A 23,117-nucleotide genomic window follows, 5' to 3' on the forward strand; every position below is an offset into this window, starting at 1 on the left:
GGACACTGAGAAGCATGACGCACACCGCAGACTCCCGCACCGAAGGCACCGAAGGCACCGAAGGCACCGAAGGCACCGAAGGCACCGAAGGCACCGAAGTCAGTGAAGTCAGTGATGTCAGTGAAGGTGCCGAGCACATCGACGTCGTGATCGTGGGCGCCGGTCTGTCCGGCGTCGGCGCCGCCTACCGGCTGCAGACCGAATGCCCCGAGCGCTCGTACGCGATCATCGAGGCGCGGCAGTCCATGGGCGGGACGTGGGACCTGTTCCGCTACCCGGGTGTGCGCTCGGACTCCGACATGTTCACGCTCGGCTATGCCTTCAAGCCCTGGCGCGATTCGAAGGTGCTCGCCGACGGCCGGTCCATCCTCGGCTACATCAAGGAGACGGCCGCCCAGTTCGGCATCGACCGCAAGATCCGCTACGGGACCAAGGTCGTCGGCGCCGACTGGTCCACCGCGACCGCCCGTTGGACGGTGACGCTGGAGCGCACCGAGCAGGACGGCAGCCGCACCCTGACCACCGTCACCTGCGACTTCCTGTACTCCTGCGCGGGCTACTACAACTACGACCAGGGACACGCCCCCGAGTTCCCCGGCGCCGACTCCTTCACCGGCACGGTCGTGCACCCGCAGTTCTGGCCCGAGGACCTGGACCACACCGGCAAGCGCGTCGTCGTCATCGGCAGCGGCGCCACCGCCGTCACGCTGGTGCCCGCGATGGCGCGGAGCGCCGCGCACGTCACCATGCTGCAGCGCAGCCCGACCTGGATCGGCTCGCTGCCCTCGCGGGACAGGCTGGCCGACGGCATCCGCGCCGTACTGCCCGCGAACGCGGCCCACCGGGTCGTACGGACGAAGAACATCCTCTTCGCCATCGGCCTCTACCAGTTCTGCCGGCGCAGCCCGAAGGCCGCGCGCAAGCTGCTCACCGGGCTCAACAAGCGCATCGTCAAGGACGACCAGCTGGTCGCCGACCACCTCACGCCGTCGTACGACCCGTGGGACCAGCGGCTGTGCGCGGTGCCCGACGCCGATCTGTTCGAGGTCCTGAGGACGGGCGAGGCCGAGATCGTCACCGACCACATCGACCGCTTCGTCCCCGAGGGCATCCGGCTGAAGTCCGGCCGCGTCCTGGAGGCCGACGTGGTCGTGACCGCAACCGGACTCCAACTGCTCGCCTTCGGCGGCATAGAGCCGCGCGTGGACGGCCGACCGGTCGAGCTGAACCGGCAGTTCGTGTGGCGCGGCGCGATGATGACGGGCGTACCGAACTTCGCGGTCTGCATCGGCTACACCAACGCGTCCTGGACGCTGCGCGCCGACCTCACGTCACGCCTGGTGTGCAAGGTGCTCAACCACATGCGCGAGCACGACTACGCGGCCGTGGAACCGAGGCCGACGAGCACGCTGAACGAACGCCCGCTGCTCGACCTGGCCTCCGGATACGTCCAGCGCTCCATCGACGCCTTCCCCCGGCAGGGCGACCGAGGCCCCTGGAAGGTCCGGCAGAACTACGTGCTCGACGCCGCGTCGACGATGCGCACCAACCTGCGCAGGACGCTCGCGCCCACGCCGCTCTCCGCCGTGCGCCGGGCCCGTGCGGCGGCGGCCGGGGAGCCCGTCGCCGCCGGGCGGGAAAAGAGGTGGCGCTCCGCCTGAGCCCGAAGCTAGGGTTCGTTCTGTTCGTCGGTGGCCGCTCGGCCGCCGGTGCCGGTTGAGTGTGATCCAGGAGGTGTGACCGATGGCTGTCGTTGAGATGGGCGCTGCCCGCATCGAGAAGTCCGTTCATTCCACCTCCGTGGTCACCGGCTGACCTTCCTCTTTTCCACGCGCCACAGTGCGCGTGCGCCGGGGCCACCCCTGTGAAGGGTCACCCCTTGTCTTCCTCTGCATCTCCGCAGCCTTCTTCTCCGTCCTCATTTCCGTCCTCTTCTCCGATTTCCTCGCACGCTCTCGCGCCCTACGGCTGGGACGAGGACTGGGAAGCCGACTTCACTCCGTACGCGGCGCAGGGTCTGCTGCCCGGCCGCGTCCTGCGCGTCGACCGCGGCCAGTGCGACGTCGTCACGCCGGTCGGCACGGTGCGCGCCGACACCGAGTTCGTCGTGCCCCGCGACCCGATGAAGGTCGTGTGCACGGGGGACTGGGTCGCCGTGGACCCGGAGGGCGGCGATCCGCGGTACGTCCGTACGCTGCTGCCGCGCCGCACCGCCTTCGTGCGCTCCACTTCCTCCAAGCGGTCCGAGGGGCAGATCCTCGCGGCCAACGTCGACCACGCGATCATCGCGGTCTCGCTCGCCGTCGAGCTCGACCTCGGCAGGATCGAGCGGTTCCTCGCCCTGGCCTGGGAGTCCGGGGCCCAGCCCCTTGTCGTCCTCACCAAGGCCGACCTGGTCCCTGACGCCACGGGCCTGTCCTATCTCGTCGAGGACGTGGAGACATCGGCCCCTGGCGTCCAGGTGCTCCCGGTCAGCGCCACCACCGGGGAAGGCGTCGACGTCCTGTGCGCCGTCGTCTCCGGCGGTACGTCCGTCCTGCTCGGCCAGTCCGGAGCGGGCAAGTCGACCCTGGCCAACGCGCTGGTCGGCGAGGACGTCATGCAGGTCAACGCCGCCCGTGACGTGGACGGCAAGGGCCGCCACACCACGACGACCCGCAATCTCCTCGTGCTCCCCGCGGGCGGTGTCCTCATCGACACGCCGGGCCTGCGAGGGGTCGGCCTCTTCGACGCCGGGAACGGCGTCGGCCAGGTCTTCTCCGAGATCGAGGAGCTCGCGGCCGACTGCCGCTTCCACGACTGCGCCCACACCGCCGAACCCGGCTGTGCGGTACTCGCGGCCGTGGAGGACGGCACGCTCCCGGACCGCCGCCTAGAGAGCTACCGCAAGCTGATCCGCGAGAACCAGCGCATCGTCGCCAAGACGGACGCGAAGCTCCGGGCTGACATGCGGCGCATGTGGAAGCTGCGGGGCGCGGAGGGCAAGGCGGCCATGGAGGCCAAGCGGGGCCGGATCCGCTAGGTAGCGGCAGCGTCGCGGGGGTGTCGCGGGGCGTTGCGGGGGTGCTCAGGCGCCCCCGCAACGCGGTGTCCGATTTCCGCCAGCCGAAGCGCCGGCGAAGCCGCACACTGGAAGACGTGATCGATGAAGAGACCAGGTACGAGGCGGTTCGCAGCCGCGACGCGCGCTTCGACGGGGAGTTCTTCTTCGCCGTCGAGACCACAGGGATCTACTGCCGGCCAAGCTGCCCCGCCGTCACCCCGAAACGCAAGAACGTCCGCTACTACACCACCGCGGCAGCCGCCCAGGGCTCCGGATTCCGGGCCTGCCGACGCTGCCGCCCGGACGCGGTGCCGGGGTCCGCGGAGTGGAACGTACGCGCGGACGTCGTGGGCCGCGCCATGCGCATGATCGGTGACGGCGTCGTCGACCGCGAGGGCGTCCCCGGTCTCGCCGTGCGGCTCGGCTACAGCTCCCGGCAGGTGCAGCGGCAGCTCACCGCCGAGCTGGGGGCGGGGCCCGTCGCCCTCGCCAGGGCCCAACGGGCGCACACCGCGCGGGTGTTGCTGCAGACCACGGGACTGCCGATCACGGAGATCGCGTTCGCGGCGGGGTTCGCCAGCGTGCGGCAGTTCAACGACACCATCCGGGCGGTGTACGCCCTGACGCCCACCGCGCTGCGGGCCGCCGCGCCGCGTGGCGGGGGCGCGGGGCGGGCCACTCCGTCCGCAGGGGTTCCGCTGCGGCTCGCCCACCGGGGGGCCTATGAGGCGGGTGCCGTCTTCGACCTGCTCTCCGATGAGGCCGTCGACGGGGTGGAGCAGGTCTCCGGGGAGCGGGGCGGGCGCACCTACCGGCGTACGTTGCGGCTGCCGTACGGCACGGGGATCGTGGCCGTCGAGGAGAGTGATCACGGGGTCGGCGGATGGCTGGACGCCCGCCTTCACCTGACGGACCTGCGGGACCTCACCACCGCCGTGCAGCGGTTGCGGCGACTGTTCGACCTGGACGCGGATCCGTACGCCGTGGACGAGCGGCTCGGCGCGGACGCGAGGCTCGCTCCGCTGGTCGCGGCGCGGCCCGGCCTCCGCTCGCCGGGGGCGGCGGATCCCGAGGAGTACGCGGTGCGGGCGCTTGTGGGGCGCGAGGAGGCTGCGCTGCTGGTGGAGCGGTACGGGAAGGCGCTGGACGCGCCGTGCGGATCCCTCACCCACGTCTTCCCCGAGCCGGGGGCGCTCGCCGGGGAGCCGGGGCCCTTGGGGGAGCTGGCCGCTGCGCTTGCCGATGGGCGGGTTCGGCTTGATGCGGGGGCGGATCGGGAGGATGCGGAGGCGGGGCTCTCGGCGCTGCCGGGGCTGGATGCGGGGACGGTGGCCGTCATTCGGATGCGGGCGCTCGGGGATCCGGATGTGGGGTTGCCGGGGGTAGGCGTGAGCGAGGGGTGGCGGCCTTGGCGGTCTTATGGGGTGAGGCATCTGTTGACCGCGGGGTAGCCGCCTTTTCTTTCCCCAACCCCGCCCCTTCCCGAAAACCCGCTCCGGCGCGGGGGCTGACAGTTCAGCCCGGCCGGCGTTTGAGGCCATCTTTTCGGGGTCTGGGGCGGAGCCCCAGGTAGGCCCGGGGCGCAGGCACGGTTTTCGGGAAGGGGCGGGGTCGGGGACTATTTACTGCTCCAGCCCCCAGCTATGGATCCGCCGAGGATGAATCCGGATCAGCTCCTCACTGAAGTGAGGCCCCAAGTCATGCGGCCCCGTGAGGAGTTCGGCATCCCCCCGGATGTCGACCCCCCGCACCTTCCACGGCCGCTCACTCACCATGTCGTCCACGACCAGCGACACCTTCGGATTCCCCTGAAGATTGCGCCACTTCTTGGTGGTCCCGAACACCTGCGGAAGACACCTCTAACCTGCCATGCTCAACAGGTGCCTCTCGACAGTGCAATTGCCGTAGTCCGCCGCGTCGTCCGCTGCTTCATCTACGCCCGCATCAGCGAGGACCGCGAAGGCGCCCACCTCGCCACCGAGCGGCAGATCGAGGACTGCACCGAGCTCCTTGAACAGCTCTCCACGCCACAAGTCGAATACCGCCTCGTGCACGCCCCGTTCGAGGACAACGACCTCAGCGCCTACAGCGGCAAGCCCCGCCCCGACTACATCACCATGCTCGCCGCCCTCCGCAACGGCGACGCGGACTGCGTCATCGCCTGGCACACCGACCGCCTCCACCGCTCGCCCACCGAGCTGGAGGAATACATCGACGTATGCGGCCCCCGCGGAATCGACACTCGCACCGTCAAGGCTGGACAACTCGACCTCTCCACGGCCACCGGCCGCATGATCGCCCGGCAACTCGGCGTGCAAGCCCGCTACGAAGTCGAGCGGATGATCGAACGGTCCCGCCGAGCCCGGGACCAGAAAGTCGAGCGCGGCGAGTACAGCGGCGGCCCGCGGCCCTTCGGCTACGAACCCGACGGGGTGACCCCTCGCACCCTGCTGTGCCGGGACTGCGGGGCCACCGGACCGGAGGGCTTCACCAAGCGCCGGCAGTGCGACGACTGCCAAGCCATCGACCAGTTCACGTCGAAGCTGGTCTGCAAGGCCTGTGGTGCGGACGCGCTGCGGGTGACGTTCGTGTGCGACGGCTGCGGGGCCGAAGCCGCCTTCCTGGAGGGGTCGGAAGCTGACGCCGTCGCACGCTCCCTTAACGGGCTCCTCGCCGGCGCGTCGCTCGCGTCGATGGAGGACCAGCTGCTGAAGGAGGGGATGCGCACCAGCCAGAGCAGCAAGGAACGGGAGCCGCATCAGCTGAACCTCCGGTCGATCCTGATGCGGCCGCGCAACGCAGCTCTCGTGCAGCACCGCGGGGAGATCGCGGGGCGGGCGGACTGGATGGGGCTGACAGACGAGGCGACGTGGCGCAGCGCCGTCGCTGTGCTGAAGGACCCGTCCCGGATGCCGTCCGCGACGAACGCTCGCAAGCACCTCGGTTCGAACATCTATCTGTGCGGGGTGTGCGGGGCCACGCTGAAGGCGTCGTCCAAGCCGAATCGGCGGGGCGGTGGCACACGTCCGGTGTACCGGTGCCGGGTGAAGGATTGCGTGACGCGGGATCTACCGGACCTCGACGCGTACGTGATGCTGAACCTGATGGACCGCCTCGCGAAGGAGCGCATGGGGGAACTCACGGCGCGGAGGGAGGACCCTGTCGACGTGCGGTCTCTGCAGAAGCAGATGCGCTCGGCGCGGCATCGGCTCGACGAGCTCGCTACGGCGCTCGGCAACAGCGAGATGGACATGCAGGAGTGGCGTGCCGCGGCGGGGCCTGCGCGCGCTCGTCTCCAGGCGGCCGAGGACAAGATGAAGGATGCCGTGACGCGGAATCCCGCGGCCGAGCTGATCGGCGCCGACGACCCGGTCTCGGTGTGGAACAGCCCCGATTTCGATCTGTCGCGGAAGCGGTCGGCGCTCGACTATCTGGTGAGGGTGACGGTGCATCCGGCTCGGCGGGGTCGGATGCCTGGCGGTTCGTACTTCGATGAGTCGACCGTGGATGTCGAGTGGAAATGACAGCGGCCCTCGACTCGGTGAGGAGTCGAGGGCGCTGCGGCCGGCCCTCCGAGGCCTGGGGGGCTGTCGGAGGGGGGCCGGTCTGTGTAGGGCCGATGCTTGAGTGGGTCTTTGCCGCTGGCAAGGTCCATTAGTCCATTTCACTCGAACGTGTGCTCTATTCGCACAGGATGCGCACGCCCTCTGAACACGTGATCCAAAAAAGCCTAATTCATTGGGCAGACATCTGACCATGGTCGGCTTGAAGTGGGGCAGGTGCGAGACCTGCCCGAGGACGACAGCTGGATCACCGACGACCGTCGGGCCATCGGCGCAGCCATTCGCGCGGCACGCCACCACCAGGAGCTCACGCAGGACGACGTCTATCTCGCCGCCCGCATGAGCCGGTGGACCTTCCAGCGCGCAGAGGCTGGCGAAGAAATCACCATCTCCACGCTCCTCCGCATCGCCAGAGTCCTTGGTGTCCCGCTCCGCGACCTCGTGTAGCGGCGAGAGGGCTGCCGACCCCAGGCGTAGGCCGGCAGCCCCACATGCCGCGTCTCCGCTACGTGCACCGCCCCGGCTGACTCCAGTACCCGACGCGCTCGAACCGCGCCTTCGCCCTCCGGACGATCATCCGCGTCTCCTCATGCGTGCGGCCGAGCGGCGTACAGACCGGGCAGATCCAAGCGCCGCTCCAGTCCCGCTCCGTCTCCAGGGGCGGGCCCTCGTGCACATCGCAGATCGCCCCGCCCGTCAGGGACTTGGAGTTGTCCGCCGGGGCGCGGTAGATCGGGGCGGTCTCGTCAGCCTGCTGTGACGCTGGCATTCCGAAGCTCGTCCGCGCTCGCCCGGAAGTCGTCGAACTCACCCGCGATCACCCCGTCAAAGAATTTGCTGATCTCCAGTCGGCTCATGTACAGCACCGGCGACTGAGGGTCCTTGTCGTCGCTGATCGCGACCATCCGCGTGCCGTCCGGGATGCTGTGGTGCGGATGACCCGCAGCGTCAGGGGCTGCCGCCAGGATCACGCAGTCCTTCAGGATCGGGTCGAGGTCCGTACGGCCAGCCTTCCGCCAGTCCAGGCCAGGCGCGGCATGGTGTTCGTAAGGGATGGTGGTCTTGCCGTTCGTGAGCGTGCCCATCGTGAACCTCCTGTGGTGGATGGATCGGGCGTCCCTCGCCCCGGGGTGTGATGAGCGCGGCGTAGAGCGCTCCCCGGGGCGAGGGGGTGTAGGGGTGGCGCCGGACGTACTTGGCGCGCTCCGCGCAGGCTTCGTGCAACCGGACCGCGACGCCACCGGCCGAGATGGAGACCTTCGCGTAGGTTCTGACCTTCTGGCCCTGAGTGATCGGCTGGTCGCAGTGCCCGCAGAACCAGGTGCCCCCGCTCACCGCCGAGCCTCCTTCAACACCTGCCGCAGCGCGGCGCCTTCGGTGCAGCGGGCGGCGTCGTCGGCGCACTGCTCGCAGCTCTGCATGTGGTCCAGGAGCGCCAGATATGCGGGCCGGGAGGCGCAGAATCGGCAGGAGCGGGGGAACCAGGTAAAGCCGTTGTCACCCCTACGCTCGCCGAGCTCTACCGCCGTCGTCGTACAGAGCGCGACGGCGCACCAGACGCAGGCACGGCCGCACGTCTGCGCCACGGACAAGGTGGTGAGCGCCGGGAGAGCGGCTTCGAGGGCAATCTCTCTGAGGTCGGTCATCCGAACGCCTCCGCGGGAAGTCGGGGGCCACCGCCAGGGCCGAGTGCGGCAGCGAGGTACACGGAATCCGTGACGCGCCCGGAGCCGTCGGGGAGGACGAGCCAGAACCGGCCGGCGGCCGGGCGGCGTGTGGACGGACAGTGCAGGGGCCAGCCGACGGGCTGCACCGTCATGTGTCGGACGTCCGCGAGTTGCTCGGCGGCGTCGAGAGGGACGAGCCACCACGCGGTGTCGAGGCCGGGATCCAGGAGGAGCGGGCCGCGAGCGCCCGCCGGTATCCGCTTCATGGCCTGGAGAGCGGTGGCGAGTGGCAGCTCCGCCGCGAGCCAGCGGGTGCAGTGGATCGGGGCGAGGCCGTCCATGTCCCACACCTCGTGGGCCAGTGCCGGGCGCCGGGCGCAGTTGGCGAGCCAGGTGTCCCCTGCGTCTCGCTCGGGTGTGGTGCGCGTCTTTGCGGCCATGACCAGGACCGTAGGGAGTACGCGGGCTCGGTTGTTGATCGATTGCGCCCGATTGCATCTAACGGTTCGTCAGTTGCGTGGGTTGCTCAGGAAAGATCCAGCGACGCGCGTGCCCGGCCGATCAGCCGCCGCGCCGTCGGCCCGCGCTCCGCCGACTCGGCGAGCCAGTCCCAGGCCCGCTCGTACAGCCGGATGTCTTCCTCGGCCGTGAGCCACAGCTCCTCGGCGATCGTCTCCACGATCACCTGCCGACGGTCGTAAATCCAGAACGCATGCGGGGCCGTGCGCCGCAGCTGCGTCCCGAACGGGAGGATCCCGAGATCCACGCGGGGCATGCCCACCACCCCGTAGAGCCGGTCGAGCTGCTCGGCCATCACCGACTTGGGGCACGAGCGGTGATAGAGGGCGGCCTCGCACAGGAGGAACCGGAACTCCTTCCCTGGCTCGTACAAAGCCTCTTGCCGCCGCATCCGGTTCTCGACGGCCTGCTCGGTCGTGGCGGGGATCTCGCGGAACTCAGCATTCGAATCGAAGATCACGGCGGCGTAGTCGCGAGTCTGGAACAGGCCCGGGATCCGCGAGACCTCCAACGCCCGCACCAGGGCTGTCGCCTCGGTCTCCCGGATCGCGAGCTTCTGCCGCTCGGAGTGACCTCCCGCAAGCTGCCGCCGCCACGACCGGTGCTTCATCTCCACGCCCGCGCGCAGCCCCTGCAACTCAGGCTCCACATCCGCGCGGCCCACCGCAGCAGCCCACGCCGTGACGTCCCGCGCGCTCGCCGTCTGCCTGCCGTTCTGGATGCGGCTCACCTTGGACGGCTGCCAACCGATCTTGGCAGCAAGATCTTTACCCTCCATGCCCGCCTCGGCGCGCAGCTCGCTTAGGCGCGCGCCGAGGATCTGCCGGGCCTCTTGGAAGTCACTCACACATTGGAACGTACCCGCCGCTGAAACTCGCTGGTAGACGTCGCGTGATGCCACGCAGCGTCGCGGGCCTGACAGGCGGCGAGGACTTCAGCAGGATCCTCCGTGACGTACACGCCGAGGGTGACGTCCTCCTCGTCGAAGTCGAACCGCACGAGGGTCTTGGAGTCGAAGAGCCAGAAGTCGAAGTCAGGCAGACGCAGGGCCTCGCCCTCCGAGCGGGCCAGGTTGCGGATGTCTTCGCCCGCGGCGACGTTGCCCAGACCACTCGCGAGGAGGAACTCCTGTCCCTGCGTTGCCGGTTCGTCGACGAGGCGGACCCGCTCGAACCGCTTGCCCTGTGCGACCTGCGCGCGGACGTTCTCGCGCCACGCGTTGTCGGGGCCAGCGGCAATGTCCTCGCCCGCGAGCCACCGATCCCACTTCGCGCTCTTGCGGTCGGAGGCGTAGCCGCGGCGGGTCTCCAGCCGCCAAGCCGTGTGCCGGAACTCCGCGAACAGGTGCGAGATCGCCGAGAAGGGCTGCAACTCCGGTGCCGGGGTGCTCGGCGCGTAGCGGGTGAGCAGCGAGCGGGGCACCCGGACGAACGACTCGGACGGCTTCACGTCGCGCAGCTGCACCAAGTGCTCGGGGTCGGTCTCGATGTCGCCCTGGACGAGAATCTCGTCCGTCTCCGGAATCTCGTACAGGGTGGGGCAATCACCGTCATCGCTGGTCGTGCCGATGAACCTCAGCGTCATGTGGACCTCCGTCAGCGGATGTTGGACGACCAGCATGCGCCCGCGGCCCCGGGGCGTGGAGAGGGATTGCGGCAGATTGCAGATACGCCCCGTGGTTGCTGGATTGCGCGCAACCAGGCATGACGAAAGGCCCCCTCCCACCCCGAAGGGTGAGAGGGGGCATGCGTGCAGTCAGGGGTACTGCCGGCGGAACGGATCCAGAGCCGCCGCCTCCGGCGAGGAGCCGCCGTCATCGTCATCAGGAGCAGAGTCGCGGCGGCAGACGAGGGCATCGGGATCATCAGGCGGGGGCTGAAAGCTGTAGCCGTCCGGGCACGCCTGCCCATCCGCGCCGTCCCGCCCGTCTTGCCCGTCCTCGCCCGGCGGACCCTGGGGTCCGTCCGGGCCTACCGGACCGGCCTCACCCTGAGGCCCAGGCGGACCAGCGGGACCGGCATCCCCCGACGTACCGTCCTTGCCCGACGTCCCGTCGGCTCCATTCGCTCCATCGCTTCCGTTCGGGCCGGGCGACCCCGACGAGCCGGGCTTCCCCGTCGGCCCCACATCTCCAGGCGGGCCTGGTGGCCCCGGGATTGGGACCGGGACTTCGGCACGGTCCGGGAGATCCTCCACCGCTCGTGTCGGGTCAGGGGCCACAGGCGTGCCTCCCTCCGCCTTCACCTGCTCCCGCAGCGCGCGCACGTCACCGGCCAACGTGCTCACTGCCTCACCGCGAAGGTTCGCCTCCTCCACTGCGTAATCGGCCCGCCCGGACGCGCGATCGATCAGGAGGAACGCGACACCGAGTCCACCCGCCAGAGTCACCAGGATCGCGACGAGCAGCAGGAGCTGCCGTTTGCGGTACAAAGCCGCCTGCCTGGCCGTCATGGCGCACCCCCCAGCGCCGCCACCTGAGCCCGCAGCCGCGCGACCTCCGCCTCCAGCGCCGCCACCTTCGCTTCCGCCGCGGACGCCCGCGCCCCCGCCGCCTTCTCGTCCATCTCCGCCTTGTCTCTCTCGGCGACGAGGCGCTGCGTCAGCGTGTCGTACCCGCCGATGACGCCGCCCTCGCGGGCTGCTCGGTTCGCGCCTCGGGTTCCGTACATGACGGCCGCCGCGGCCACGGGTCCGCCGATCAGCGCTGCGATCGCCGTCACCATGGCCGCGTCCACGCCACCACCTCTCCCACGGCGTCTTCACGGGACAGCGTCAGGCGCCCGCTGCGTGCGAGCCCGGAGACACCGGGCTCGACTGCTCGATCCGCAGTTGTGGCACCGGGGCGGTCACCTCGCGGTGCAGGACCAGCGCCACGAGGCCCTCGACGCCGAGCATCCACAGCGCCTGCGTCTCAGCGGGCATCTCGAGCCCGAACGCCATGAACAGAGCGAGGCCGCCCTGCGCCAGGTTCACGATGGCCGCGGCTGCGGCGCCGGTCTTCAGCACGAACGCCGCGGCCACGGCCACGACGAGGGAGAGAAACGCCATGATGGCGCCCTGCTCGGTGTCGGAGACGTCGAGGCCGTAGGCCGCGGACAGCTTCAGCACGATGGCGATGAACGCCAGGATGTAGACGGGCTCACGGCCGAAGATCTTCATGGGATGTCCGTTCGGGAGTCGGGGCGGGGGACGTCGAGAGCGGCCCGGACAGCGCAGTCCTTGGCCTCCAGGACCTTGCGGAGCGCGGCCGTCAGTTCGGGGCCGTCGGGGAGCTCGGCGACCAGGCGGTGCGCGAGGTCGCCGCACAGCCTGCTGACGCGCGCGAGGTGTTCGGGCAGGTGGTCGCTGGTGAAGTACTTGAGCAGGTGCTCGGTGGCAGGGTGCCGCAGCGGATCGGACATGGAGGGTCCTCCTCAGGAGGTGACGGCGAAGCCGTGCGCTGCGCCGAGCTTGGACAAGGTGGTCTTGCCAGGGATGCCATCCGCCGCGGCACCCGAGTAGCCGCACCGGCGCTGCCACTTCGCGTAGGCCGTGACCGTGGCTGTACCGAAGTGCCCGTCCAGGAGCGGCTTGTCGAGGAGGCCCGCGTCGACGAGGGCGGCCTCCACCGTCCGCGTGCCTGCGTACGACACCGGCGTGCCCTTCGCCGCGGGGTCCCGGCGCGCCGCGGTGGCCAGCTTCGACACGGACACCTTCGGCGCCTGCGGCAGAGGCAGCGGCGTCCCGGGAGGCTTCACTCCCAGGCGCTTAGCGACTCGCTTCTCCACGTCCGCCCAGTCCATGCCGGGGCCGCGCGGGTCGACCTTCCCCGGCTGCCAGTCGAGGTGCCGGAGGGCGGAGCGGGGGCCCCAGCCGTGGCGCCTGCACAGGGCAGTGCACACGCGGACGATGGCCTCGATCTGTGCGTCGGGCCACGGGTCTTCGCCGTCGCCGAGGTTCTCGCACTCGAAGCCGTAGAAGTGGCGGTTGCCGTCGGTGTTCGCCTCGTTGTCGGCGGGGAGCGCCTTCTCAGCGATGACGGCCTGGAGGACGTCGTCGTCGCCCATCCCAGCGTGGTTGGTGCGGCCGTAGCCGACGAGATGGACGCGGCCGTCCTTCGTGATAACGCCGTGGCACAGCGGACCGGGCAGGGAGGCGTGGCCTTTGCGGCAGATGTCGACCGTGGTCTTGGAGCCCTTGGTGACGGTGTGGTGGATCATCACCCCGTGCACGGGCCCCCATGGGCCCTTGTGGTTGCGGTTGTGGTCTTCCCAGTCGCCGACCTCGACGACGGTCACGCCCTCGTCACGCAGTGCTCTAAGGAACGTGGCGGGAGCCAGCGGCGGCGCCATCAGACGCGCTCCGGCCACGACCAGTGGCCGTCCTCGGCGCCCTCGGCGCGCGACGTCGCCCAGTAGGTATCCGCGCCGTCGAGCAGCACCTGAAGATTGCAGGTGACGGTGCTCTCGTTCCACACACGGACGATGACCGCCGGGAAGAGATCCCCCGTCGCGGTGCGGTTGCCCACGTGGCCGACGAAGCCCGTCTGCTGATCGGCGCTGCGGCTCTCGTGGAAGTCCTTGCGCCGCCGGTTGATGGCTTCGGCGTCGTGCTCGGTGAGCCGGTAGTGGACGATCCGCCCGATAGACGGTGACTGCGGGGCCATGAGGTCTCCAGACATGAGAAAGGCCCCGGCCAACGGCGCGGGGCGTACAGGGGGAAGCGGGTCTACTGGATGTCGGTCGCGGTCGTGTTCGGCGACGTCGAGGCGTCATCGATGCCGTTGCCGCCGGCGCCGGACCACGTGCCTCTCATGTCGTTGCCGAAGCGGTGGATGCCGGTACCGGAGCTGATGGACAGGCCGCGCACTGCCTTCGTGGCCGAGCTGCCGGGGCGGCACTTGTTGCCGCTGATCGCGATCGCCACGGGGTTGGTCGAGACGCGGATGCCGTAGGCGCTGGATGCGACGCGGTTGGCGCCGTCCACGAAGTTGTCGCGCAGCTGAATGTCCGTCCCGCCCTGGACGAGTACGCCGCTGTTGGCCGGGTCGCGGATGTGGTTGCCCAGGATGTCGCTGTTGTCGCTGGTCACCATCGTGATCCCGTGGGCTCCAGCCGTCCAGATCACATTGCCGTTGAGGACCGAGTTGTTCTGGTTCTCTGTGCTGATCCCGCTCCCCGCGACGTTGGCGACGATGTTGTCCGCGATCACAGCGCGGGATACCCGGTCGAGGCGGATACCGGCCTGGCCGCCGGTCGTGCCGTCGATCGCGTTTCCGACGATGGTCAGGTTGAGGACCGTCCCGGACACTTCCCCCAGGGCGATGATCGCGTTGTCGTAGCCGCCACCCGATCGCATGGTGTTGCCCACGACAGCGATGTTGCGCATGTTCTGCGACGCCCCGGTGGGATTTCCGTTGACGTCCTTCGTGTCCTCGGCATCGGACAGGATCACCACGCGGATACGCACGCCGCTGCCGCAGGACACGAACGTGTTGCCGGTGACGGTGGCGTCCTCCCAGTTGTACGCGCTGATCGCGTACTGGAGGACGCCCTCGAACGAGTTGTTGGCGATGCGGATGCGGCGGTGCCAGCGGCCGATCGTCGCCGAGTGCGAGCCGATCCCGCGCGGCCACGCGGTCGTTCCCGCCGTGCCGGAGGCGCCGAAGTGACAGCCGGTGATCAGTACGTCCTCGCACGGGGTGTGGTCGTAGGGGCCGAAGCCGCCGAACACGGCGGACGACTTGGCCAAGTCGAGCTGTACCGCCTCGGAGAAATCCCTGCCACCTGGATCGACATAGCCCCTGAACTGGCAGCCGCTGATCGTGCCGTGGGTGGTGCTGTTGAGCTCGATGGCGTGGAACCCAGGCAGATCCCTGATCTCCAGATCACGGATGACGATGTCCGTCGCGTGACCGATCGAGATGCACATGGCCGACCCGGTCAAACCGGCGGTCGTGCCGCGCATGTTCCACAGGCCGCCCTCGATGATGATCCGAGAGTGTCCGGTGTACCCGCCGAACGCCTGGCCCGAATCCCCGTTGATCAGCATCGTTCCGGCGTGGTTGCGCCGGAACTCCGCGCCGGACATCAGGGTCAACCGGGTGTTGGTGTAGATCCGCAGGGTCTGTGCCAGGAGGTACACGCCGGGCGGGACCATGACCTGCGCGCCGCCGATGTCGCGCGCCCAGTCGAGTGCGAGCTGGATGGCGGGCGCCGCGTTGATCGAACCTGAGGCGTCGGCACCGTAGTTGGTGACCATCACCCAGCCGCGCTGGTTCATGGACTCCAGGCGGCCCGCGGTGATGTCGTCACCGGGCAGCCATTTTTCGATCGGGGTTGCCAAGGCGGGCCCTCCTTACAGGGATGCGATCGCGGGACGGGCCAGCCGAATGGGAGTGCCGATCGCGTGCGGCTTCACGACGCCGTTGACGGAGCGCACGACGGTCATGCGCTGCCCGCCCACCACATCGAAGTTGTCGAACTTCAGAGACGGAGAGACGTTGGTGTTGCCCGCGAAACCGGACGCCGTCAGGCCCACGGCGCCCTCGGCGATCGCGTTGGCGCTGATCTCCTGGTCCTGGTGCCACACCGTCGGCTCGACCGCAGCGACCGGCCACACCCGCATCCGGACACGGTTGCCGTCCAGGCGCACCCGCACCTCGAACTCGTCGCCCGCGGCGTAGGTGTAGGGCAGCGCGGGAGTCCCACCCACCTGCGTGGTGTCGCGGGTGATGCTGGTGAACATGCCGCCACCGGTGCCGAAGTGGACGCGCGCCCGGTAGTACACGGACGTGGAGACATAGCGAAGCAGCACGGCCGGAACGAGGCTCGCCCCGGTGGACACCTGCGCGGCAGACATCCGACAGCGCACCTCACAGTCCTGCACCCCGGACACGAGCGTCTGGAAGCGCACAGAGGACACCGACGAAGGCAGCGTCACCACGCCGCGGACACCGTCCACGGAGCGCTCCGCCCCGGCGCCACCAGCCGTCGCCCACGCCTGCCCACCCGACGAGGTCCCCCAGCCGCCCGAAACGCTGCGGGTGAAGGTGTCGGCCAGCGGCGCGATCGCGGTGGCGGACACCTCCTCGCCGCCGAGCTGGAGCGGAATGGGCATCGCGGCCAGTGCCGTCGTCCACGGCAGACCGGAGCTCACCACGTCCAACGCGGTGGCCGTGGCCGTCGCTGCGGCGGCCAGAGAGCATCCGTCGGTGTCGGCCTTGGCGTATACGGGGTGATCCGCTTTCGCGGTCATCCAGGGGCCGGCGGGCTGGCAGGTGAACGTGATCTCCCACCTGCGTGGAAGCAACACCTCGCTGTACCCGGTCACAAGCAGGTCCACAGCCCCGTTCGACGTCCAGAACGGCAAGTTCACGATCCGGAGCACATCGCCCTCGCGGAGCGCAATCACATCCGCAATCAGCGCGGGACGCCGGTGCAGCAGGACCCGCACCGCCGGGTAGCGGGCCCCGTCGTACGTGCCCAGGTGCAGGTGCCAGAACGCGTGCGGCTCGGCCTGCACATCGTCCGCCAGCGACAGCGTCACGGCCTCGTCGTACAGGCCGATCCCGGCGGGCGGCTGGGCCACCGACAGCGGGCCTTCCTCGAGGACCGCGCGCGCCGAGCTCCCGCCCTGGCGGGTGATGGTGATGTCGTTGCGGGTCGCCTGGTCGTCGTCGACCGGCTCCAGCGGTGTGGAGATCACCCCGGCCGCGTAGTCGAGGACGAGAGCGGGCTCCTGCGTGTAGAGGCTGCTGCGGTCGCGGTAGAGCAGGCCCGCACGGTGCCGGTCCTCCAGGAGGAGCCCGCCGTCCACATCCGCGGCCTCCCGCAGGAGGTCGACGAGGGTCTCCGGGCGCTGCGGACCTACCCGCTCCGGCTCCAGCGGCCCGGCGATCCGGGCCAGCGGGATGGATTCCTCATTGGCCAGGCGCAGCATGCGCGCCCATGCGGTCTCGCCGGAGTACGCGAGGTCGCTGCCCGTGTAGAGCGAGGATTCGGCGACCGGGAGGACCGACAGGTGCCCGATGGCCCATCCCTCGGTGGCCGCACCCCAGGTGGCGGTGACGGCGGTGACGCGGCCCGTGGTGCCGCTGACCGTGCGCGAGATACCGCCCGCGGCGCCGCCCGGGTCCTGGAAGAACAGCCCCCACGTGACCACCCCGGCCGTCTCGGTGGCCCAGAAGCGCAGGCGCACCCAGCCGTGGAAGACATCCGAGCCCAGCCCAACGAGCTGGTCGACGATCGCCGTTCCGGACGCGTCGTAACCGTAGACGCGGCCGGATCCGTTGCGCATGCCCACCGACCAGCGGCGCACCGTGCCGGTGGCCGAGATGCTGATGACTTCCGGGTGCGGCTCGGCCGCCGCCGGGGCCTTGTCGTCAGCGGCGTAGACGAACTCCACCTGCCACTGCGTGGGCGTGGGGTACGCGGGAACGATCGCCGAGAGGGTGGCGGCCCCGCTGAGCTTGGGCAGGGCCCGCGAGCTCGGCAGGGTGTCAACGGCCGCGAACTCCAGGCCCGTCACCGCGGCGGGGCTCACGCCCTTGATCGGCGAGTAGGCGCGGGTGGCCTCCCGCTCCTCCTCGAACGGCCAGTAGGCGAGCGGCGATCCGCTCGGGATGCGGCGGCGCAGGGTGGAGTCGAGGGCCTTCTGACCCTGCCCGTAGCGGCGCAGGATGCCCGCGGCCTCCACCGGCGTCCACACCGCTTTCTCGGACGGAGTCCACTTCTGCGGCCACGTCGAGACCTCGCCCACAAACCGCTCCTGACGGTCCGCGATCGCCGCCCCCGTGAGCGTCCACACGCGGCCGGCCGAGTCCGTGAACCCGGACGTGCCAAGCGGCAGCGCCTCGAAAGCGGGGGCGGCCACCACTGTGCCGCCGATGCCGGAGCGCACCTCGGCGGCGTACACCGGGCCCTCCATCGGCGGACGCGGGATGGACGAGGTGAGGTCGGTCGGTGCCACGGACAGCGGGGCCGTGCTGGTGTAGATGGGGGCGGTGCCCGCGAGGAGTATCGGGTCCGCGAACTCTGTCCACGGCCCGGCCAGGGTCTCGGCCCAGTAGAAGCGGACGGTATGCCCGCCTGCTCCGTCGTCGGCGTCCAGCGTGGTGCGCAGGGCCGCACGCTCGGGCAGCGCGGGCAGGCGTCGCGCGTGGAAGAAGCTCCCGGCGGCGGTGCCGTCGGTGGAGTAGGTGAGGTAGAGCGAGCCGTCCTGGAGGCGCATCAGGTAGGACCGCTGGTCGCCGGTGGGCTCCCACTTCCCAATCAGGGTGCGGGCTCCGGCCTGGTACCAGGAGGCGGCGGCCTCGACGCGGAGGTCAAGGTCGCCGGTGATGTCGAGGGCTGCCGTGTCCGGGGTGGTGGCCGCGGTGCCGGGCTGCCCGTCGAGGTCGAGGAAGTGCGGGCCGCCGGGGATCCAGATGCGCACGGGCGTGTTGTGTCCGATGGCCCCGTAGTACGGGCCCATCGGGTTGCGCGGCGAGAAGCGCCCGTCCTTGTTGTCGATCTTCAGTGGGCAGGTGGCGTGCTCGGCGGACGTGCCGGAGTTGCGGATCCCGCGCGTGTGCGTGATCGGGTCCGCGACCTTCACGTCCGCCGTGATGTCCGTCCACACGAGCCCCGTGCGGAACTCGACGCGCACGCCCAACGGGTCCTCAGGAAAGGCCATGTCGTCTCACCTCCCGAGTACGAATTGGACGTTGCCGCCACGTGAGCCCACCGCGTCGCGGAGGGTGCCGACGATGAGGTCGCCGAACCCGCTGCCGTCCGAGCGGATTTCCACGACCCGGGGCGCCCTGGCCCGCATGCCGCCCCCGCTGGCTCCCGCACCGGCCGCGCCGGCGGCCATCGCCATGGACGCGGACGGGGTGGGGGTGTTGACCAGATTCGACATGGCCGTGTCGAGCACGCCCGCATTGCGGGTGACGCCCTGCGCGATACCGGCGGGGATCCACCGGCCCACCTGGTCGGCCATGAGGCGAGACGGCGAGGAGATGCCCAGGGCGCTCGCGATGGGGCCCGGGATCATCGACTTGGCGAAGTTGATCAACTGGTTCTTCAGCCACGAACCCATGGCCTTGATGCCGTTCCACAGGCCGCGGATCACATCGCGCCCCTTGGAGACGAGCAGACCGGACAGGGACCCGATGGCGCTGGAAATCCGCCTGGGCAAGCCGCGCACCCAGGAGACGAACGCGGAGGCCCGCGAGACCGCAGCGGAGCGGAAGGCGTTGAAGCCGTTCGTCGCCGACGAGCGCAGGACACCGAGCAGGCTGGCCAGAGCCGACCGGATCCGCCCCGGCAGGCCCCGCACCCACCCGACCAGTTCCATGGCCTTGGATACGGCGCGGGCCTTCATGTCGCCGAACCACCCCGCGACCCAGCCGGGGATCTGGGCGAGCCACCGCACCCCGGCGAGGATCATGTTCACGGCCGACTGCACCGCGCCCCACACCGCCGTCCAGGCCGTGATGGTCCACTGTTTGACGGTCTCCCAGTTGGCGACCACCAGCGCGACCAGGGCGATGACGGCCATCGTGATCCAGCCGATCGGGCCCATCGCGATCAGCCACTGAGCGGCCATCACCGCAGCCCACGCGATCGCCCGCGCCGCCATCAGAGCGAACTGCCCGACCGCCACGAGCGCGGTGCGGATCATCTGCGCCGCGAACGTGGCCATCGACCGCAGCGCGGCACCCGCCCACGCCGCCGCAGTCGTCGCAGCCGAGGCGACCGCCGAGGCAGCGATACGCACGTACGCGGCCACACCCACGGCCATCATCCGCACCCATCCGCGGATCGCAGCAAGTGAACTGCTCGCCATCAGCGCGTTCGCAGTGGCCACCACGCGAGCACCGATCGCCCACGCCTTCATGCCGATGACGACAGCCGCAATGGTCGTCGCCAGCACCGACAGCACCTCAGGCGGCAGAGCGTTGATGATCCGTGCCAGCGCAAGCGCCACCTGCGTCGTCACACCGATCAGCGGGCCGAGCGCGACCAGTAGATTGCCGACGGCCAGGGCCAGTTGGCCCAGCGTGGTCCCGCCCTGGCGTGCCAGCTCCAGGAACGTCGCGAACCCCTCGGAGCCCTTCAGGGACGTTCCCCAGTTGGCGAACGCCTCGGTCATGCTGACGAGCCCGCCCGTCATCTGGCCCGAGACAGGCAGGAACGCTTGGAGGAGCCCGCCGAACCCAACAGCGAGGTTCTTGATCACTTCGAGGAAGTTCCGGAGCGCCGGGCCCGCCGCCTCGGCCATGTCCTTGGCCCAAGCCTTGAACCCCGCCGACTTCACGCCCTTGCCGACGTCGTCGAGGAACCCGCTGATAGCGCTCGCCGCGGCCTTCACGAACGGCGTCAACATCGGTAGCAGGTCCCGGAGGATTCCGATCCCCTTGGTGAAGACCGGCATGGTCGTGCCGGACATCTCGTCCGACCAACCCTTGTAGTCCTTCTTCAGGCCGATGAACGCCTTAGCCGTCTGCTGCGTAGCAGGCGGCAGCTGTGCCATCGCGTCCTTGTACGCCTTCTGCTTCTCGGCAGCATCCGATGCCCCAGACGCGACAGCCTTCTGCGCTTCCTCGGCGAGCTTGGAGACCTCGGTGACCGACTCCATCTGCGGGCCCGCCGCGAGACTGAATGCCTTGTAGGCGAGCCCAGCCGCCGCGGCGCCGGCGGCCAACCCGCCGAGCGCGGCCGTCGCTGCGGCGATCACCGGAAGGCCGGCCCCGATACCAACCGCCGCCGGGGCCACCTTGCGCAGTGCGGCCACGGCCGCGCGGGCACCGCTGCCAATGCCGTAGGACAAGCTGCGGCCCATGGCGTCGCCGTCCCGGACGAACCGGCCGTTCATGTCCCGCAACTGGCCGTTGACGTCGCGGGTGAGGCCCCGCATGGCCAGCTCGGCGCGGGTCAGGCTGCGCGTGAACGGAGCATCGTCCGCGCGCAGTCCTGCGACCAGCTCGCCAAGGTTGAGGGCCATGGGTGCACCCCCTTGGGGAGATCAGCGTCGGGGTGCGCGCGGCGCCTTGGGCTCAGGCGGGGCGAAGTGCCGGGAGAGCCGAGATTCGGCAGAGAGCAGGCCGAGGATGCGGACGCGCAGCCACCGCCACGTGCGCTGTTGCATGAGGCCGGGGGTGTCGAGGTCGATGCCTCGGTCCTGGAGGTCGCACTCGATCAGCGCCCACTCATCGAGGAGGGCGCCCCACGTCAGGTCTTCGCGTCCTTTCGGGCGCGGCCGGTGGCCTTGCGGGTGCTCGTACCACTCGAAGAGCCCCGTTTCTGGGTCTTGCTCGCCGCAGCCGATGAGGCCCGGCGTGCCGCCCGATTCGGGGCCACCCGAGAAGGGTCGCCATCGGACTCCCAGTACTTCTCGGCCGATTCCAGCCCGGCAGTGATCCACATGACGGCGGTCATGGCGACATGCCGGAACCGGCTCCAGCGCAGCCCGGCGGACATGAGGTCGTCATAGGCGTCGCCGAGGGCCGTGCGGTACAGATCAAGCTCTTGAGCGTCGTCAAGGACCTCTGTGTCCATGGCTGCCCCGGAGTCGGCCATGCGTGCGGTCTGCTCCATGAGGGTCTGTACGCGGAGCCCGTCCTCGGCCGAGGGTGAAGGGATGCGGAACTCCTTCACCTTGCCGTCCGGGAGGCGGACGGGCAGCGTCAGCGCGTCGTCCTGGAACTCCTCCAGGACCTTGAATGCCCCGGCCATCAGGCGGCCAGCGGGTTCGTGATCGGGGTGAGCGGGCCCGTGCCGGTGAACGTTGTCTGCACCTGGTCCAAGTCGCGGGCCTCGCCGCCCTGGGGCTCCCAGTTGGGCAGGCCGTAGCCCTCGTACGCCTCAGGCAGACCGTTGCGGTCCATGAAGCGGAGGTGCACCTTGGACGGCTCGCCGTACGCGAAGAACGCAAGACGGATCTTCTCGTGCACGGCTGAATACGTGGTGGAGTCGGGCGAGGCCTTGCGGTTGAAGGTGACCTCGACTTCCCAGTCCTGGCCGGTCTTGGTGTTCTCGCCCCACCCGTCGGTGTCGTACGAGGTGTCGTCCTCCAAGTTCGGCTCGGCCGTCCACTGGAACTCAGTGATCGCCGGGACGAGCTGCCAGTCCGGCGCTTCCGCCGTGGCCATGTTGATCTCAAGCCGCCAGCGGCGGGCAAGAGCGGTCTCGGTAGGCGTCGACATGACGGCCTCCTATTCGTTGACGTGGATGCTCGGTCGAGACGAGCGGGCGTAGTAGTTGCTGGTCAGCTCTTCGCGGCCGTGCTCGTCCTGGCCCATCGGGGCTTGTGAGTCACGCCAGATCAGGGACAGCCGCACTCCGCCGACGACGAGGGCCTCCCGCATGTGCAGGAGGTCGCGGACGGCGTCGGCCATGTCGAGGACGTCGCGGGGGTCCGGGCCGGCGCGCATACGGATCTGCACGCCGTCGGTCACGTCGGACAGGCCGGTGTCCTCGACCGGGTACGGAGTGATCGCGAACGCTCGATCGGGGGCCTCGGGTAGGCGGTGCAGGAAGATCCCGGTCTCGCCGTCCGCCACTACCCCGGTGGGCCGGTACACGCCGAGCCCTTCGGCGGCGAACAGCTCAGCGAGGCCGTTGACGATCGAGCTGGTGTGACCCACGGCGACCCTCCGGACATGCGAAAACCCCCGCGCTGGGCGGGGGTTCGGGCGGATGAAGGTCAGCCGCGGAAGAAGCGGCGCAGCGTCACGGCCATGAGTTGGAGCATGATCTCGCGCTCGTCGTTCATCGCCGACTCCAGGTACTTCGCCCGACGTCCGGGCAGGTGCTTCCAGGTCAGCTCTTCGTGCTGCCGCACCGCGTACACGGTGTCGTAGGAGATCGCCCCGTTCAGGCCGTCCACGTCCACGCGGCCGGACCGCTCCAAGGTGCCTTCCTCCAGCGGCACGCGCTCGTTCGAGACTTTCAGGCCGTGCTCCAGGGCCCGTTGGAGACCCTCAGATGCCAGGCGCCGGCCGCGGGAAGTCCATAGCCGGGTGCCCTGCCAGTTCATGCGCGCGTACTGCGTCACTGGAGCTGCACCTCCAGATGATCCGGTACGGGCAGGCCCGCGCCGTCCTGCCGCACGGCCGCGATCACGGTCGTCTTCCTGCCGTCAGGCAGCTGCACGCGGCTCTTCGCGGGTGCCACCGTCTCCAGCGGTGCCCGGATCGTCGAGGACGAGGTGACCTGCTCGCCCGCCGCGTTGCGGACGAGCCGGGTCTTCTGTTCCAGCAGGCCCCGCACCTCAACGGCGGGACCGTACACGGCCCCAGTGGAGGAGTTGCCGAGGAACGGCTCCACCACCACCGTGTGCCGCAGTAGGAAGCGCGGCATC

Annotated in this window: 24 protein-coding genes and 1 pseudogene; 5 read left to right on the plus strand and 20 right to left on the minus strand. The window is 69.8% G+C overall.

What is annotated here, in order from left to right; genetic code table 11:
* The first annotated feature begins 14 nt into the window (after positions 1 to 14).
* From AC07AG_RS06415 to AC07AG_RS06425, 3 genes are all read left to right on the plus strand, one after another.
* Positions 15 to 1,661 carry a flavin-containing monooxygenase gene (locus tag AC07AG_RS06415; protein ID WP_478752469.1) on the plus strand — a complete coding sequence of 549 codons (1,647 nt, stop codon included), beginning with the start codon at positions 15 to 17 and terminating at the stop codon, positions 1,659 to 1,661.
* Positions 1,662 to 1,879: 218 nt separating this feature from the next.
* Complete coding sequence (rsgA, locus tag AC07AG_RS06420) at positions 1,880 to 3,022, plus strand: ribosome small subunit-dependent GTPase A (RefSeq protein ID WP_478752471.1); 1,143 nt, start codon at positions 1,880 to 1,882, stop codon at positions 3,020 to 3,022.
* 119 nt (positions 3,023 to 3,141) lie between these two features.
* Positions 3,142 to 4,494 carry a DNA-3-methyladenine glycosylase 2 family protein gene (locus tag AC07AG_RS06425; RefSeq protein WP_478753901.1) on the plus strand — a complete coding sequence of 451 codons (1,353 nt, stop codon included), beginning with the start codon at positions 3,142 to 3,144 and terminating at the stop codon, positions 4,492 to 4,494.
* A gap of 171 nt (positions 4,495 to 4,665) precedes the next feature.
* Here AC07AG_RS06425 and AC07AG_RS06430 read toward each other — a convergent pair.
* Positions 4,666 to 4,881, minus strand: a pseudogene (locus tag AC07AG_RS06430) (PNPOx family protein); the annotation flags it as partial.
* 42 nt (positions 4,882 to 4,923) lie between these two features.
* On the opposite strand from AC07AG_RS06430, the gene AC07AG_RS06435 reads away from it, so the two are divergent.
* The gene (locus AC07AG_RS06435; protein ID WP_478752473.1) at positions 4,924 to 6,567 is read left to right on the plus strand and encodes a recombinase family protein; all 1,644 of its coding nucleotides are present in this window, start codon (positions 4,924 to 4,926) and stop codon (positions 6,565 to 6,567) included.
* A gap of 246 nt (positions 6,568 to 6,813) precedes the next feature.
* Complete coding sequence (locus AC07AG_RS06440; RefSeq protein WP_478752475.1) at positions 6,814 to 7,053, plus strand: helix-turn-helix transcriptional regulator; 240 nt, start codon at positions 6,814 to 6,816, stop codon at positions 7,051 to 7,053.
* A 58-nt stretch (positions 7,054 to 7,111) separates the two neighbouring features.
* Here AC07AG_RS06440 and AC07AG_RS06445 read toward each other — a convergent pair whose 3' ends face one another.
* The 19 genes from AC07AG_RS06445 to AC07AG_RS06535 all read right to left on the minus strand — a co-directional run bounded on the left by AC07AG_RS06445 (position 7,112) and on the right by AC07AG_RS06535 (position 23,116).
* On the minus strand, positions 7,112 to 7,375 hold the full coding sequence (locus tag AC07AG_RS06445) for a hypothetical protein (RefSeq protein ID WP_478752477.1): 264 nt from the start codon (positions 7,373 to 7,375) through the stop codon (positions 7,112 to 7,114).
* Positions 7,353 to 7,691, minus strand: coding sequence for a DUF397 domain-containing protein (locus AC07AG_RS06450; protein ID WP_478752479.1), 339 nt, complete (start codon positions 7,689 to 7,691; stop codon positions 7,353 to 7,355). Before AC07AG_RS06450 ends, AC07AG_RS06445 begins: the two co-directional genes overlap by 23 nt.
* Positions 7,692 to 7,937: 246 nt before the next feature.
* Positions 7,938 to 8,252, minus strand: coding sequence for a hypothetical protein (locus AC07AG_RS06455; protein ID WP_478752481.1), 315 nt, complete (start codon positions 8,250 to 8,252; stop codon positions 7,938 to 7,940).
* Positions 8,249 to 8,713 (minus strand): hypothetical protein, encoded by a 465-nt coding sequence (locus AC07AG_RS06460; protein ID WP_478752483.1) that lies wholly within the window; start codon positions 8,711 to 8,713, stop codon positions 8,249 to 8,251. Before AC07AG_RS06460 ends, AC07AG_RS06455 begins: the two co-directional genes overlap by 4 nt.
* An 86-nt stretch (positions 8,714 to 8,799) precedes the next feature.
* Positions 8,800 to 9,639 carry a helix-turn-helix domain-containing protein gene (locus AC07AG_RS06465; protein ID WP_478752485.1) on the minus strand — a complete coding sequence of 280 codons (840 nt, stop codon included), beginning with the start codon at positions 9,637 to 9,639 and terminating at the stop codon, positions 8,800 to 8,802.
* Positions 9,636 to 10,376, minus strand: a complete 741-nt coding sequence (locus AC07AG_RS06470) for a DUF6879 family protein (protein ID WP_478752487.1) — start codon at positions 10,374 to 10,376, stop codon at positions 9,636 to 9,638. The genes AC07AG_RS06465 and AC07AG_RS06470 overlap by 4 nt, the downstream gene beginning before the upstream one ends.
* Before the next feature lie 863 nt (positions 10,377 to 11,239).
* The gene (locus AC07AG_RS06475; protein ID WP_478752489.1) at positions 11,240 to 11,527 is read right to left on the minus strand and encodes a hypothetical protein; all 288 of its coding nucleotides are present in this window, start codon (positions 11,525 to 11,527) and stop codon (positions 11,240 to 11,242) included.
* A gap of 37 nt (positions 11,528 to 11,564) precedes the next feature.
* Entirely contained in the window at positions 11,565 to 11,951 is a 387-nt protein-coding gene (locus AC07AG_RS06480) for a hypothetical protein (RefSeq protein ID WP_478752491.1), read from the minus strand.
* Positions 11,948 to 12,193: a hypothetical protein gene (locus tag AC07AG_RS06485; protein ID WP_478752492.1), complete on the minus strand. Its 246-nt coding sequence runs from the start codon at positions 12,191 to 12,193 to the stop codon at positions 11,948 to 11,950. Before AC07AG_RS06485 ends, AC07AG_RS06480 begins: the two co-directional genes overlap by 4 nt.
* A 12-nt stretch (positions 12,194 to 12,205) precedes the next feature.
* Entirely contained in the window at positions 12,206 to 13,123 is a 918-nt protein-coding gene (locus AC07AG_RS06490; RefSeq protein WP_478753903.1) for an N-acetylmuramoyl-L-alanine amidase, read from the minus strand.
* Complete coding sequence (locus tag AC07AG_RS06495; protein ID WP_478752494.1) at positions 13,123 to 13,437, minus strand: hypothetical protein; 315 nt, start codon at positions 13,435 to 13,437, stop codon at positions 13,123 to 13,125. Before AC07AG_RS06495 ends, AC07AG_RS06490 begins: the two co-directional genes overlap by 1 nt.
* Positions 13,438 to 13,499: 62 nt before the next feature.
* Positions 13,500 to 15,116: a right-handed parallel beta-helix repeat-containing protein gene (locus tag AC07AG_RS06500; protein WP_478752496.1), complete on the minus strand. Its 1,617-nt coding sequence runs from the start codon at positions 15,114 to 15,116 to the stop codon at positions 13,500 to 13,502.
* A gap of 12 nt (positions 15,117 to 15,128) precedes the next feature.
* A complete protein-coding gene (locus AC07AG_RS06505; RefSeq protein ID WP_478752498.1) occupies positions 15,129 to 18,446 on the minus strand; it encodes a hypothetical protein in 3,318 nt (1,105 codons plus the stop codon).
* A 6-nt stretch (positions 18,447 to 18,452) separates the two neighbouring features.
* Positions 18,453 to 20,759: a phage tail protein gene (locus AC07AG_RS06510; protein ID WP_478752500.1), complete on the minus strand. Its 2,307-nt coding sequence runs from the start codon at positions 20,757 to 20,759 to the stop codon at positions 18,453 to 18,455.
* A gap of 227 nt (positions 20,760 to 20,986) precedes the next feature.
* Positions 20,987 to 21,490 carry a DUF7426 family protein gene (locus tag AC07AG_RS06515; protein WP_478752502.1) on the minus strand — a complete coding sequence of 168 codons (504 nt, stop codon included), beginning with the start codon at positions 21,488 to 21,490 and terminating at the stop codon, positions 20,987 to 20,989.
* Positions 21,490 to 21,960, minus strand: a complete 471-nt coding sequence (locus AC07AG_RS06520) for a phage tail tube protein (protein ID WP_478752504.1) — start codon at positions 21,958 to 21,960, stop codon at positions 21,490 to 21,492. The genes AC07AG_RS06515 and AC07AG_RS06520 overlap by 1 nt, the downstream gene beginning before the upstream one ends.
* A gap of 9 nt (positions 21,961 to 21,969) precedes the next feature.
* Positions 21,970 to 22,401 carry a minor capsid protein gene (locus AC07AG_RS06525; RefSeq protein ID WP_478752506.1) on the minus strand — a complete coding sequence of 144 codons (432 nt, stop codon included), beginning with the start codon at positions 22,399 to 22,401 and terminating at the stop codon, positions 21,970 to 21,972.
* A 59-nt stretch (positions 22,402 to 22,460) separates the two neighbouring features.
* Complete coding sequence (locus AC07AG_RS06530) at positions 22,461 to 22,811, minus strand: hypothetical protein (RefSeq protein ID WP_478752508.1); 351 nt, start codon at positions 22,809 to 22,811, stop codon at positions 22,461 to 22,463.
* On the minus strand, positions 22,808 to 23,116 hold the full coding sequence (locus AC07AG_RS06535; RefSeq protein WP_478752510.1) for a hypothetical protein: 309 nt from the start codon (positions 23,114 to 23,116) through the stop codon (positions 22,808 to 22,810). Before AC07AG_RS06535 ends, AC07AG_RS06530 begins: the two co-directional genes overlap by 4 nt.
* Position 23,117: the final 1 nt, after the last annotated feature.

It is taken from the genome of Streptomyces sp. NPDC044044, from assembly GCF_056434405.1.